This is a genomic window from Aquincola tertiaricarbonis, assembly GCF_023573145.1.
GTDB classification, from domain to species: Bacteria; Pseudomonadota; Gammaproteobacteria; order Burkholderiales; family Burkholderiaceae_C; genus Aquincola; species Aquincola tertiaricarbonis_B.
Window position 1 is genome coordinate 782,054 of the sequence record NZ_CP097635.1, and the last position, 13,667, is coordinate 795,720.

General features: G+C 68.0%; 15 protein-coding genes and 1 pseudogene. 15 read left to right on the forward strand and 1 reads right to left on the reverse strand.

Going from position 1 to position 13,667, the window contains the following annotated elements:
- Nucleotides 1-155: 155 nt before the first annotated feature.
- Nucleotides 156-440: a hypothetical protein gene (locus MW290_RS03600; protein ID WP_250195942.1), complete on the forward strand. Its 285-nt coding sequence runs from the start codon at nt 156-158 to the stop codon at nt 438-440.
- A 31-nt stretch (nt 441-471) separates the two neighbouring features.
- Here MW290_RS03600 and MW290_RS03605 read toward each other — a convergent pair whose 3' ends face one another.
- Nucleotides 472-867 carry a MerR family transcriptional regulator gene (locus MW290_RS03605; RefSeq protein WP_250195943.1) on the reverse strand — a complete coding sequence of 132 codons (396 nt, stop codon included), beginning with the start codon at nt 865-867 and terminating at the stop codon, nt 472-474.
- Nucleotides 868-1,048: 181 nt separating this feature from the next.
- On the opposite strand from MW290_RS03605, the gene MW290_RS03610 reads away from it, so the two are divergent.
- The 14 genes and pseudogenes from MW290_RS03610 to MW290_RS03675 form a co-directional block, all read left to right on the forward strand.
- Nucleotides 1,049-1,492 carry a hypothetical protein gene (locus MW290_RS03610; RefSeq protein ID WP_036228692.1) on the forward strand — a complete coding sequence of 148 codons (444 nt, stop codon included), beginning with the start codon at nt 1,049-1,051 and terminating at the stop codon, nt 1,490-1,492.
- A 210-nt stretch (nt 1,493-1,702) separates the two neighbouring features.
- Entirely contained in the window at nt 1,703-2,134 is a 432-nt protein-coding gene (locus MW290_RS03615) for a hypothetical protein (RefSeq protein WP_250195944.1), read from the forward strand.
- A gap of 78 nt (nt 2,135-2,212) precedes the next feature.
- On the forward strand, nt 2,213-2,512 hold the full coding sequence (locus MW290_RS03620) for a DUF2933 domain-containing protein (RefSeq protein WP_250195945.1): 300 nt from the start codon (nt 2,213-2,215) through the stop codon (nt 2,510-2,512).
- Between the two features lie 12 nt (nt 2,513-2,524).
- A complete protein-coding gene (locus MW290_RS03625; RefSeq protein ID WP_250195946.1) occupies nt 2,525-3,175 on the forward strand; it encodes a methyltransferase family protein in 651 nt (216 codons plus the stop codon).
- Between the two features lie 77 nt (nt 3,176-3,252).
- A complete protein-coding gene (gene petA, locus MW290_RS03630; RefSeq protein WP_250195947.1) occupies nt 3,253-3,858 on the forward strand; it encodes a ubiquinol-cytochrome c reductase iron-sulfur subunit in 606 nt (201 codons plus the stop codon).
- 10 nt (nt 3,859-3,868) lie between these two features.
- Nucleotides 3,869-4,741 carry a polyphosphate kinase 2 gene (gene ppk2 / locus MW290_RS03635; RefSeq protein ID WP_250195948.1) on the forward strand — a complete coding sequence of 291 codons (873 nt, stop codon included), beginning with the start codon at nt 3,869-3,871 and terminating at the stop codon, nt 4,739-4,741.
- 22 nt (nt 4,742-4,763) lie between these two features.
- Entirely contained in the window at nt 4,764-7,244 is a 2,481-nt protein-coding gene (locus tag MW290_RS03640) for a heavy metal translocating P-type ATPase (protein ID WP_250195949.1), read from the forward strand.
- Between the two features lie 67 nt (nt 7,245-7,311).
- A complete protein-coding gene (locus MW290_RS03645) occupies nt 7,312-9,117 on the forward strand; it encodes a copper resistance system multicopper oxidase (RefSeq protein ID WP_250195950.1) in 1,806 nt (601 codons plus the stop codon).
- Between the two features lie 26 nt (nt 9,118-9,143).
- The gene (locus tag MW290_RS03650) at nt 9,144-9,839 is read left to right on the forward strand and encodes a copper resistance protein B (protein WP_250195951.1); all 696 of its coding nucleotides are present in this window, start codon (nt 9,144-9,146) and stop codon (nt 9,837-9,839) included.
- 20 nt (nt 9,840-9,859) lie between these two features.
- Entirely contained in the window at nt 9,860-11,182 is a 1,323-nt protein-coding gene (locus MW290_RS03655) for an MFS transporter (protein ID WP_250195952.1), read from the forward strand.
- A 2-nt stretch (nt 11,183-11,184) separates the two neighbouring features.
- A complete protein-coding gene (locus tag MW290_RS03660) occupies nt 11,185-11,799 on the forward strand; it encodes a LemA family protein (protein ID WP_250195953.1) in 615 nt (204 codons plus the stop codon).
- Between the two features lie 29 nt (nt 11,800-11,828).
- Nucleotides 11,829-12,674, forward strand: coding sequence for a TPM domain-containing protein (locus MW290_RS03665; protein ID WP_250196577.1), 846 nt, complete (start codon nt 11,829-11,831; stop codon nt 12,672-12,674).
- A gap of 2 nt (nt 12,675-12,676) precedes the next feature.
- A complete protein-coding gene (locus tag MW290_RS03670) occupies nt 12,677-13,174 on the forward strand; it encodes a TPM domain-containing protein (RefSeq protein WP_250195954.1) in 498 nt (165 codons plus the stop codon).
- A 22-nt stretch (nt 13,175-13,196) separates the two neighbouring features.
- Nucleotides 13,197-13,604, forward strand: a pseudogene (locus MW290_RS03675) (MBL fold metallo-hydrolase); the annotation flags it as partial.
- Between the last annotated feature and the right edge of the window lie 63 nt (nt 13,605-13,667).

The following is a 13,667-nucleotide window of genomic DNA, read 5'->3' on the forward strand; positions in this document are numbered from 1 at the left end:
GGAAGCGTCTGTCGGTCGATCCTGACGATATCGTCATCAATCGGTCAGGTTCTGGTCGGCCAGGGCCGCGTACCGTGATCTCCTCCCCTGCAGCAAGCCAGGGAAGACGTCACTGCCGATCCCGGGAAGCGCGCACTTTGAAGAAGGAGAAGGACATGAGGACTATCGCAGCCTTGCTGGCGCTCGCCGCTCTGGCGGTCGGCTCGGCGTCGGCGGCATCCGCCGGAACCGAAGGCGCCGCCACCGGCGTCGCGCTGGTGGTCGCCAAGCGCCTTGGCGGAAACGCGCCATCGACCGCCCGTGCCGAGGTGGAGTTGTCGGGCGTTCCGATGCGCCAAGCGACAGTCGGCCTGGGCGCGCAGCGACTGACTGCGGCGACGCCCTTTGCGTCGGTGGTGAATGTGTCGGGCGTACCTTTGGCGCGCGCCAAGCGACTTTGACGGATGGGCTACCCGTCCGGGTCACGCCCCATCAGACGGGAGGCCTCGCGCCGGCCAAAGTTTCGATGATCGGGCAGGCCTGCATGGGCCCGGTCTGCTTGCAGCGATGCAGCAACTCGGACAGCGCCCCGCGCATTCGATGCAGGTCCGCAAGCTTGTCCTCGATCTGGCCCAGCCGCGCCTGGGTGACCGACTGAATGGCCCGACGGTTGCGGCCGTCTTCCAGGTCCAGCAGGGTACGCACCTCGTCCAGCGTGAAACCGAGTGTCTGCGCGCGCTTGATGAAAGCGATTCGGTCGATCGTCGCAGCGGGATAGACGCGAAAGCCGCCGTTCGCCGCCGGCACGCGCAGCAGTCCGCGAGACTGGTAGTAGCGCACCGTCTCCACGCCCACCCCGGCTGCCTTGGCAAGGCGTCCAATGGTCAAGGGAGAGGGTGTCTCCAGTGACGGGGGGCCTGCTACCACCCTTTTTTTCATGGCGGAATGGTATGTCCGGATTCCGTAGTTGACCCCAGAGCTGGTTTGACGACGATCAACCTTTCCGATGCAATGACCGGCGAAACTTCCAACATGGATTCTGCGAATCTGCACACGAAGCCAGCCGAACATGACCCTGACCGCCAGCCGCCACCACAAGCGCAGCATCGCCCTCACGATGTTGCTCGTGTGGGTGTTCGCGCTGCTGTCGGGCGTGGCGAATGCCTGTCTGACGGAACCGCGCGGCGAACTGGCGCATGCCGGCATCCAGGTTTCGCAGGCAGACCAGCCGGCGCCGGCCGCTGTACAACAACCCCACGCGGCGGATCAAGCGCAGCACGGCGAGCACTCCGACAAGGCGCCGTGCCAGAAGTCCTGCGACGCGTCGTCGCAGACGCTGCTGAAGCAACTTCCCAAGTTCGACACGCCTGATCAGCTGGTCCTGATTCCTGCGCCTCACAGGCAGGCCAGCGACCTGCACATGGCGCCGGCCGCCCTGGTCCGCGCCGCTCTTGCAGCGGTTCCACCGCCCTCACCCCCTCCGCGGGTGCAGTTCTCCCGGCTCGCGCTGTAGCGCGCGACCCCCGGGCCGCAGCGACGGACGCTCCAGTGCGTCCCTTGCTGGCGGCCCGCCGCGCAGCTCCGACCTGTTGACTCCGTAGCCGACTACGGACCGCACAGTCGGACCGCACAGTCGGACCGCAAGTCGCGGCATCACTCCCTTGTCCGGCCACCGGGCCGACCAACCGCCGACCGATCGTTCTCTCGCTTCCTGGAGGCTTCCATGTTCCGTTTGCGCACCCTCGCCGTTGTCGCGACTCTCACCGCTGTGTCCGCGGCTTCGTTCGCGCAGGACGACCAGCACAAGTCCCATCACCCTGCCGGGGCAGCTTCCGCAGCGATGCCTGCACCGGCCACGGGCAAGCCGGCGGGCATGCCCGACATGGCCATGATGGATAAGCATATGAAGGCCATGCAGGCGATGCACGAGAAGCTGGCCAACGCGAAGACTCCGGCGGAGCGCGAGGCCCTGATGGCCGAGCACATGAAGCTCATGCAGGAAGGCATGTCGATGATGGGAGGCATGGCGCCTGCGAAAGCGCCCACCGCCGCCGCGCGCCAGCAGATGATGGAGAAACGCATGGACATGATGCAGTCGATGATGCAGATGATGATGGACCGCATGCCCATGTCTCCTGCCGCTCCGGCCAAGTGACTCTCGTACTCGCCTGAAGGCCCCGGTCGAACCCATCGAATCGCCGGGCCGAACCGAGAGCCGCACAGGAGTCCTTCCATGGATCATGACCACGACGAGCCAACCCGCCGAGCGCGCGGTTTCTGGCGCAGCCGATATGCCATCGGACTGCTGGTGTTTGCCGCGATCGCCCTGTTCTTCCTGCTGACCGAACACCGCGCACACACCCTGGGCGCCTTGCCCTACCTGCTGCTGGCTGCGTCACCGTTCCTGCACATCTTCATGCACGGCGGCCACGGCCACGGTGATGCACACGATGACAAGGGGCCTTCGGACGACGGCGCTGCAGGTCCGGAAGCGTCCGAAGGACGTTCCCGGAAGCCGCACCACCACCACTGAGGGGATCTGCAGATGAGTCACGACCAACCCGGCTACGGACTGTGGATGCTGGTCATCCTCAATTCGGCCATTTTTCTGATGTTCGCCTTCAGCTTCTTCAAGCCGCAGACCGGACGCGACTGGCGCACCTTCGGGGCCTTCGCGGCCTTCGTGGTCGCGTTGTTCGTCGAGATGTACGGCTTCCCCCTGACGATCTACTTGATGTCGGGCTGGCTGCAGACGAAGTACCCCTCCCTGGACCTGATGTCGCACAACAGCGGGCACCTCTGGTCGACGCTGCTGGGCGAGAAGGGCGATCCGCACTTCGGCGTGCTGCACATCGCCAGCTACGTCTTCCTCGGGCTCGGCTTCTACCTGCTGTCCGCGGCCTGGAACGTGCTGTACCACGCGCAGCGCGCCAATCGGCTGGCGACGACCGGGCCCTATGCGCGCATTCGCCACCCACAGTACGTCGCCTTCGTGATGATCCTGCTGGGCTTCCTGCTGCAGTGGCCCACGCTGCTGACGCTGGTGATGTTCCCGATCCTGGTGGCCATGTACGGGCGTCTTGCCGTCACGGAAGAACGCGAGATGCGCGAGCGCTTCGGCGCCGAGTTCGACTCCTACGCCGCGCGCACGCCGCGCTTCGTTCCCGCCCTGGGCAACCGCGCCTCGGCTGCCTGAGGCTGGCGAGCGCATGCAAAAGACAACCGGAGCTGGAACGTGGTCCACAACGTAGTACAGCCCTGCGGGAGACTATCGTGACGAATTCCGTCCTCTCTGCCGGTTCGCCAGACGATGCGGACCGTCGGCTCTGGCTCGGCGCGGCAACGGTCGCCGGCGGTGCGGGATTGGTCGCCACCGCGGTGCCCTTCGTGGCCTCGCTCGCGCCCAGCGAGAAGGCGCGCGCACTGGGCGCACCGGTCGACGTCGACCTGGCCAGCCTGCGCCCTGGCGAACTGCGCACGGTGGAGTGGCGCGGCAAGCCGGTGTTCGTGCTGCGCCGCACGCCCGAGATGATCGATGCGCTGGCGCGGCACGACAGCCTGCTCGCCGACCCGCAGTCGCGCCGGTCGGAGCAGCCAGAAACTGCTCGCAACGCGTTGCGCTCGAGTCGGCCCGACCTCGCAGTGATCGAAGCGGTGTGCACCCACCTGGGCTGCGTCCCCGGCTTCCGGCCCACGCCCGGCAGCCCGGACATCGGCGCGCAGTGGCCCGGCGGCTTCTACTGCCCCTGCCACGGGTCGAAGTTCGACCTCGCCGGCCGCGTGTTCAAGAACGTGCCGGCACCGACCAACCTGACCGTGCCGCCGCACCGTTTCCTCTCCGAGACCGTGCTGCTGATCGGCGCGGATCCAACAGCCTAAGGGGCTCGCCATGTCCAAGAAGCACAAGAAGCAAGAGAAGCGCGAAGAGATCAGTACCAGCGAGGACGGGGCAAGCAGAGCAACCGCGCCAACGTCCGACACCTCAGCGCTCACGGACCGATCCCTGTCGAGGGAGGAGTACGAGGCCCAACTTCACGTGCTGCAGGTCGAGCTGGTGAAACTGCAGCGCCACTTCATCCGCTGTCAGGACCGGATCCTGGTCGTGCTCGAAGGTCGAGACGCTGCCGGCAAGGACGGCAGCATCAAGCGCATCGTCGAGTACCTCAGCCCGCGCGAGACCCGCGTCGTTGCACTGGCCAAGCCTTCAGACCGCGAGCGCAGCGGCTGGTACTTCCAGCGCTACGTGCCGCACCTGCCGGTGGCCGAGGAACTCGTGCTGTTCAACCGCAGTTGGTACAACCGCGCCGGTGTCGAGCACGTCATGGGCTTCTGCACCAAGGAGCAGCATGCAGAGTTCATGCAATCGGTGCCGAAGTTCGAGGAGATGCTGGTCGGATCGGGCATCAAGCTGCTGAAGTACTACCTCGACGTCAGCAAGGACGAACAGGTCAAGCGCCTCGAAGAGCGCCGCCGCGACCCGCTCAAGCAGTGGAAGTCGAGCCCGATCGACGCGGTGGCCGTCAAGCATTGGAAGGCGTACTCCGCCGCGCGCGACGCCATGCTGATGCGCACGCACACGGCGACAGCGCCGTGGCGGATCGTGCGCGCGGACAACAAGCGCCTAGCCCGTCTCAACCTGATGCGCGACATCCTCTCCCGGCTCCACTACGCCGGCCGGAAGGACAAGCTCGTGCGTCCTGACCCCGACATCGTGTTCGAGTTCTCTCCCGATTGCCTCGAGGCCGGTCGCCTGGCCCGCTGACATCCCATCCAAAGGATCCTTCATGAAGACAAGCACCGTAGAAGTCGGCGAACTGGTCTCCAGCCTGAGCGCCGCCGGCGTGCAGCGCCAGATCGCGGCGCTCCCCGGCGTTCATCACGTCGACGTCAACTACGTCGCCGGCAGCGCCACCGTGCACTACGACGAGACGAAGACCTCGCTGGAGGACATCCGACGGCGCATTGTCGAGTGCGGCTACCACTGCCGCGGTGAGATGCTGCCCGCCCACGTCTGCCCGCCCGAGGGACATGCCGAACACGCAGGACACGAAGGCCATGGCGCCCACGCCGGGCATGCCACTCATGGGCACGCCGGACACGTCGCCGCCACGACGCCTGCAGTGAGCAGTGCCGCAGCGAAGGCGCCGCCCGATGCGCTGCACGCGGGACACACCCCGCACGCCGGCCACGGCGGCGATGCCGCCCACCAGACGAGCGACATGATGCACGACATGGGCCATGCGCCCGGCATGTCGATGCAGGACATGGCCAACGACATGCGCAACCGCTTCCTGGTCGCGCTGCTGTTCTCGATTCCGGTGTTCCTCTATTCGCCGATGGGCAAGATGTTCGGCGACTTCGCGACGCCGTTCGGGATGGATCGCAACCTCTTCCTGTTCATCGTCGCGACCGGCGCCATCGCCTATCCCGGCTGGCCGTTCTTCGTCGCCGGCTGGCGCGCGGCGCGCAACAAGGTGGCGAACATGGCCACGCTGGTCGTGCTGTCCGTCGGCACCGGCTACGTGTTCAGCCTCGGCGCCACCTTCTTCTACGAGGGCGAGGTGTTCTACGAAGCGGCGTCCGTGCTGCTGGTGTTCATCCTTCTCGGCCACTGGCTGGAGATGCGTGCTCGCGCCGGCGCCTCCGACGCGATCCGCGCGCTGATGGATCTGGCGCCGCCGATGGCCACCGTGCTGCGCAACGGCGTCGAGACCAAGGTGCCGACTTCCGAGGTGCTGGTCGGCGAGACGGTGATCATCAAGCCGGGCGACAAGATCCCGGTGGACGGCAAAATCACCGACGGCGCATCCCAGGTCGACGAATCGATGCTCACTGGCGAATCGATGCCGGTGAAGAAGGTGGTCGGCAACGCCGTGATCGGCGCAACCATCAACAAGAGCGGCAGCTTCCGCTACCAGGCCACCAAGGTCGGCGCCGACACCGCGCTTGCGCAGATCGTCAAGCTGGTCCAGGAGGCGCAGAACTCGAAGGCGCCGGGCCAGTTGCTCGCCGACCAGGCGTCGCAGTGGTTGGTCCTCATCGCCATCCTGGTTGGCCTGACGACCTTTGCGGTGTGGTTCTGGGTCCTTGGTCAGCCGCTGCTGTTCGCCCTCACGCTCACCATCACTGTCTTCGTCATCGCCTGCCCGGACGCGCTCGGCCTGGCGACGCCGATGGCGATCATGGTCGGCACCGGCCTCGGCGCGATGAACGGCATCCTGTTCAAAAACGCCGCGGCGCTGGAAAACGCCACCAAGCTGACGGTGGTCGTGTTTGACAAGACCGGCACGCTGACGCTGGGCCAGCCGGACGTCGTCGAGATGGTGCCGGCGCCCGGCACGACGGAGGCGCAGCTGCTGTCCACCGCGGCCGCGGTGGAGAAGTTCTCGGAGCACCCGCTCGCGCTGGCGGTGCTCAAGCGCGCCGGCCCGGACACGCCAGAGGCGGCGACCGAATTTACCAACATCGACGGCCAGGGCGCGCGCGCGACCATCGGCGGCGACGTCGTTCTGCTCGGCAACCGCAAGCTGATGGAGGCGGAGCGCGTCGACCTCGCCGATCTGGCAGCCGAGGCGGCCCGCCTGCAAGGCGGCGGCCGCACAGTCGTCCACGTGGCGCGAGGCGGCCGCCTGATCGGCCTGATCGCAATCGCCGATGCGGTGCGCCCGACCTCCAGGGCCACGATCGCCAAGCTGCAGGAGCGCGGCGTCAAGGTCGCCATGATCACCGGCGACAACCAGGCCACCGCCGAGCGCATCGGCAAGGAACTCGGCATCGACATCGTGCTGGCCGACGTGCTGCCGGGTCAGAAGGCCTCGAAGATCAAGGAACTGCAAGCCCAGGGTCACAAGGTCGCCATGGTCGGCGACGGCATCAACGATGCCCCGGCCCTCACGCAGGCCGATGTCGGCTTCGCCATCGGCGCGGGCACCGACGTGGCCATGGAAAGCGCCCAGGTCGTGCTGATGAAGAGCGACCCCTACGACGTGGTCGGCGCCATCGAGCTGTCGCGCGCGACGCTGCGCAAGATGCACCAGAACCTCTGGTGGGCGGTGGGCTACAACGTGATTGCCTTCCCGATCGCGGCAGGCGTGTTCTATCCGTTCACGCTGTCGCCCGAGGTCGCGGCGCTGTCGATGTCGGGCAGCTCGGCCATCGTTGCGATCAACGCGCTGATGCTCAAGCGCACCAAGCTCGCCGGCATCCGCAGTCCGCACCCTTCGCCCGCCGCACCGTCGCCGGTCGCGCAAGGCGCGTCGGCCTGATGCCGAACGGCAACCGACCGACCCACCCATCACCGACCCCGTCGTCGAACCCACAGGAGTCCTTTTGATGAACCGCCACCACGCCGACCGGAGGGCCGCCGAATGCCATGTCCTGCCGCGGCGCCGCTTCCTGCGGGGCACGGCCGGCATGGCCACGGTGCTGGCCTGGCCGCTCGGCGCCAACGCCGTCGTGAAGGAGTCGCACCTCGCCCTGCCGCTGTCGTCTTCGCGGGTCGACACCCAGTTCGAACTGACGCTGGCGCGCACCCAGGTCAACTTCACCGGCACGCCGGCGTCGGCCATCACCCTCAACGGCACGGTTCCGGGCCCGCTGCTGCGCATGCACGAAGGCCGTGACGTCACGATCACCCTGACCAATCGGCTCGACGAGGTGACCGCGGCGCACTGGCACGGTCTCAAGGTCCCGAACAACATGGACGGCGTGCCCGGCGTGACGTTTCCCGGCATCAAGCCGGGCGAGACCTTCCAGTACCGCTTCGATTTGCGCCAGAGCGGCACCTACTGGTACCACAGCCACGCGATCCTGCAGGAACCCGCCGGCTTCTACGCCCCGCTGATCATCGATCCGCTGGACCGCGAGCCGTTTGGCTACGACCGCGAGTACGTCGTGATGCTGTCCGAGTGGGTCGACACGCCGCCGGAGACGGTACTGGCAAACCTGAAGAAGGTCGAGGGCTACTACAACGACCGCCGCCAGACCCTGCCCGACCTCTATGCCGAGCTGAAGGCGGCGCGCAGTCCGCAAGAGCGGGAGGCAATCTGGAACGAGCGTGTGGCCTGGGCGCGCATGCGCATGGACCCCACCGACGCCACCGACGGCGGCAGCCAGTGGCAGTTCCTCGTGCACGGCCAGCGCGTCGAGGACAACTGGACTGCACTGTTCAAGCCCGGCGAGCGCATCCGCCTGCGTCTCATCAACGCCTCGGCGATGAACTTCTTCGACGTCTCGATCCCCGGCCTGGAGCTGACCGTCGTGCAGGCCGACGGGCAGAACGTGCGTCCGGTGAAGGTCCGCGAGCTGCGCATGGGCAACGGCGAGACCTACGACGTGATCGTGAAGCCCACTGAGCGCAAGGCCTACACGCTGTTTGCCGCGACATCCGGTCGCATCGGCTTCGCCCGCGGCACGCTCGCACCCGAGCTCGGCATGGAGGGCGAGATCCCTCCCATGGGGTCGCGACCCGTGCGCACCATGGCCGAGATGGCAGGCGCGCATGGCGGCGGCCACGGTACTGCGCCGGCGACCCAGCCGGTCGCTGCGACCGTGGACCCGCATGCCGGGCACGGCGCGGTGCCTGCTACCCCGGCCCCCGCGCCCGCCGACCCGCACGCGATGCACGGAGGCATGGAAGGCATGCCGATGCAGCGTGGAATGCCCGGCATGGGGGGCGTGCCGACGGGAGGCGCGCAGGCGACCGACTCGCTCGCCGACGGATTGAAGGACCGCCTCGCCTACGCCGATCTCGAGGCGCTGACGCCGATGCGACTGCCCGCGGCCCCGGCGAAGAAGATCGACATGCGCCTGACGGGCGACATGAACCGCTACATCTGGTCGATCAACGACAAGAAGATGTCGCAGGCCACCCTCTTCGAGGCGCGCGTCGGCGAGCGTCTGGAGATTCGCCTGATCAACGAAACCATGATGGAACACCCGATGCACATGCACGGCGCCTTCTTCGTGGTCGACAACGGCAAGGGCGAGCGCGCTCCGCTCAAGCACACCGTCATCGTCAAGCCGGGCGAGACCATCACGGTACACACCAGCTTCGACGAACCGGGGCCCTGGGTCTTCCACTGCCATCTCTTCTATCACGCGGCCGCCGGCATGGTCCAGGCCATCGTCGTCAAGTGAACCGTCCGGTCATGGAACCCGCACGCATGAACACGAAGAAGAACCACCCGACCGGCTCGTTGGCGCTCGCGCTCGCCGTGGCACTGGCCGGCTTGGCCGGACCCGCCCGAGCGATGGAGGACGATGCGATTTTCCAGGCCACCCGCATCGAGATCGATGCCGGCCGCAGTGACTCGAAGAGCGTGGCGGCCTGGCGCGCCGATGGCTGGATCGGTACCGACTACAACCGTTTCGCCTGGCGCACCGAGGGCTCGCGCCGCGATGGCCGCCTCGAGGACGCCGAGGTGCAGGCGCTGTTCAGCCGCTATGTCGCACCCTTCTGGGACCTGCAGCTCGGCCTGCGGCGCGAACTCAAACCCGCGGCACGCAACTACGGTGTGATCGGCGTGCGCGGCCTGGCACCCTACGCTTTCGACGTCGACGTGGCCGCGTTCGTGCGCAGCGACGGACGCCTGTTCGCGCGCACCCGCGCCGAGTACGACATGCTGTTCACGAACCGCCTCGTCGCCAGGCCCTTCGTCGGCATCGACTGGGCGGCCCGCTCGATCCCGTCGGACGGCATCAAGGCCGGAGCGACGTTGTCGGAGTGGGGACTGAACGTGCGCTACGAGATCACGCGCACCGTCGCCCCATACCTCGATATCAGCCGCCAGTGGCAGCGCGGCGCCGACGGCGGCGCGGGCGCGAACTCGGTGCGGGCCGGGCTGCGGCTGATGCTCTGAACCACCACCGGGCCGACGCGATGACGAACTCACCTCGCCTCGAAGAGCAGCGATCGCCGATGGCGGTCGGGCTGGGGCCGTGGCAACTCGCGTGGCTCGCGGCCGCTGTCTTCGTCGTCTCCGCCGGCTATGGCGCGCTGATGCCCTTGTTGCCGGCCTGGCTGACGCCACTGATCGCGGCCGGCGGCCAGGCCGAGGTCGCACGCCATGTCGGCCTGCTCAGCGGCCTGTACGCCGCCGGGGTGCTGGTCGGCGCGCCGCTGTGGGGCCTGGTCTCCGACCGCGGGGGCCGCGGACGCATCCTGGTGGCCGGTCTGATCGGCTACGTCGCCAGCCTGCTGCCTCTGTTGCGGCCCGACTGGATCGGGCTCGCCGGCATCTACGCGTCACGTGGGGCCACCGGCTTCTTCGTGGCGGCCGTCGTGCCCGTTGTACCCGCGCTTGTCGCCGAGCACACGCCGCAAGGTCAGCGCGCCCGCCGGTTCGCGTGGCTCGGCGCAATGTCTTTGCTGGGCTTCCTGTTCGGACCGGGCCTCAACGCGGCCGCCGTGCAGATGTCCGTCGCGCTGGCCAGCATCGGCGCAGGCACTTTCGATCCGACGAATCTGGTGATCGTCATGTCGGCGGCGCTGGGCGGGATGATGATGCTGGGACTGGCCGCCACGCTGCCGCGCGTCGCACCGGCCGCACCCGAGGACGACACGCTGCCGGCGTCTGCCGATCGCAAGCGCGCGATGGCGCTGTGGGGACTGAACGGCGCGGTCATGTTCGTGCTGGCCGGCTTCGAACTCGGCATCGTGCTGCAGGGCCAGCAGCACCCGACGTTGTCGTCGCGCGAGATCTCGCTGATGTTCGCCGAGTGCAGCCTCGTGATGCTCGGCGTCAACGCGCTGCTGTTCTTCACCGGGCTGCTCGAGCGTGCCGCCGGCCGCGGCGTGATGGCGGCCGGGCTCGTGCTGGCGATCGCCGGGTTGGCGATGCTGGCGCAGCACCGCAGCGACGCCTGGATGTACGTCGGCGTCAGTTTCACCGCCGCGGGCACCGGCCTCGTGCTGCCGACGATCTCCTACCTCGCAGCCGGAGCCTCCCGGCGGCGGCTCGGCGCGACGATGGGCGGGCTGGCCGCGGCAGCGGGCTTCGGGCAGACGCTCGGTTCGGCGGCCGCCGGCTGGCTGTTCGGCGCCGTGGCCCAGCTCAGCTTCGCGTGGCTTGCGCTGCCGCTGCTCGCCACGCTGGGCACCCTGATAGTGCGGCCCGCGTGGTGGTCGACCGAGGACCCCCTGCCGCAGTCGCCTCGCCGTTCCTTCGACCCGACTTCCGAACGACACCCACAGGAGCCCTGACCATGCGCTACTTCTTCGCCACCCTTCTCGCCGCGCTGACGGTCGCGCTGTCCGGCTGCGGCTACAACACCTTCCAGTCCACCGAGGAGCAGATCAAGGCCAGCTGGTCAGAGGTGCTGAACCAGTACCAGCGCCGCGCCGACCTGATCCCGAACATAGTCGCCACCGTCAAGGGCGAGGCCAACTTCGAGCAGGAGACGCTCACGAAGGTCGTCGAGGCGCGCGCCAAGGCCACCTCGATCCAGGCCACCCCGGAGCTGGTCAACAACCCCGAGGCGTTCAACAAGTTCCAGGCCGCGCAGGGCGAGTTGTCGAGCGCGCTGTCGCGCCTGCTGGTGGTCACCGAGAACTACCCAAACCTGAAGGCCAACCAGGGCTTCCAGGACCTGCGCGTGCAGCTCGAGGGCACCGAGAACCGCATCACCGTGGCGCGCGGCCGCTACGTCAAGGCGGTACAGGACTACAACGTCGCGGTTCGCAGCTTCCCGAGCAACCTGACGGCGATGGTGTTCGGCTACGGTGTGAAGGCGAATTTCACCGTCACCGACGAGGCTGCGCTCGCCGTGCCGCCGAAGGTCGATCTCGGCGGCATCGGCGCCTCGGGTGCCAAGAAGTGACAGCAGCCCGCGTCCCGGTCGGACGCTTCCTGCGCTGGCTAGCCGTCCTCTGGCTCCTGTGCTGGGCCGCACTGGGCGCCGCGCAGGAACTCGTCCCGGTGCCGCCTCTGCAAGGCCGGGTGACTGACCTGACCGGCACGCTGACGGCACAGCAGAGCGCCACGCTCGAGCAGTCGCTGCGCGCGTTCGAGGAGCGCAAGGGCACGCAGATCGCGGTGCTGATCGTGCCGACAACGCAGCCGGAGGCGATCGAACCCTACGCGCTGCGTGTGGTCGAGCAATGGAAGCTGGGGCGCCGCAAGGTCGACGACGGCGCGCTGCTGCTCGTCGCGAAGGACGACCGCGCCGTACGGATCGAGGTCGGCTACGGAATCGAAGGCGCACTGAACGATGCGACGGCAGCGCGGGTCATTGCGGAAGTCATCACGCCCCGATTCCGGCAGGGCGACTTCTATGGGGGCCTCACGGCAGGGCTGGATCAGATCGTGCGCGTCCTCGATGGCGAGGCCCTGCCGCCGCCCACGCGGCGCGGCCCGGCAGCCGCGGACAACGGACTGGGGCAAAGCTGGCCGGTGCTGTTCATCGTCGCGCTGGTGCTCGGCGGCGTGTTACGGCAGGTGCTGGGTCGCGTGCCAGGAGCCCTGGTGGTCGGCGGCGTGCTGGGCGTCGTCGCCTGGTTCGCGCTCGGCACCCTGGCCATCGCGGCCACCGCAGGCCTGACCGGCTTCTTTGTCACGCTGCTGGGCATCGGCATGGGCGGCCACGGTGGCATGCACGGGCACGGCGGGCACCGCGGCGGTGGCTTCGGCGGAGGCGGTGGGTTCGGCGGCGGCGGCGGAGGTTTTGGCGGGGGCGGTGCCTCCGGCAGGTGGTGACCATGGATCTCGCAAGACTCCTACGCCACCTCACGACGACTGCGGCGCATGTGCGCCACGCCTTCCCCGCATCCGCGCTGAGCTCGATCGAGCATGCGATCGCCGCGAGCGAGGCCACCCATGCGGGAGAGATCCGGTTCGTCGTCGAAGGCGCGCTCGACGGCCTGCCGCTGCTGCGCGGCCAGACGGCGCGCGAACGGGCCATCGAGCTCTTTGCGCAGCTGCATGTCTGGGACACCGAACACAACACCGGCGTGCTGATCTACGTGCTGCTGGCGGACCGCCGCGTCGAGATCGTCGCCGACCGGGGCATCCATGCCAAGGCCGGCGCCGAGGCCTGGTCCGCGATCTGCCGCGGCATGGAAACGCACTTCGGCACCGGCGACTTCGGCCGCGGCGCCGTTCAGGGCATCGAGGCCGTCACGCAACTGGTGACGCGCCATTTCCCTCTTGCGCCCGGCGACCGCAACGAGTTGCCCGACGCACCGCTCCTGCTCTGAACACATACCACAAGAGGACTCCATGCAACTGCAATTCCTCGGCGCCACCGGCACCGTCACCGGCTCGAAGTACCTGCTGCGCCACGAGGGCGCGACGTTGCTCGTCGACTGCGGCCTGTTCCAGGGCTACAAGCAACTGCGGCTGCGCAACTGGGCACCGATGCCCGTGCCGGCCGCAGACATCGACGCGATCGTGCTGACGCACGCCCACATCGACCACAGCGGCTACGTGCCGCTGCTCGTGCGGCAGGGTTTCAGGGGCAAGGTCTACTGCTCCGAAGCGACCTACGAGCTCTGTCGCATCCTGCTGCCCGACAGCGGCCATCTGCAGGAGGAGGAAGCCGAGTACGCCAACCGTCGCGGCTACTCCAAGCACAAGCCGGCGCTGCCGCTGTACACCCGCGAGGACGCCGAGCGCTGTCTTCTGCTGCGTTGATGCGACCACGATGAGAAACCGACGAGCGACAAGGAGGGGGCGGTCTTCTCGGATTTG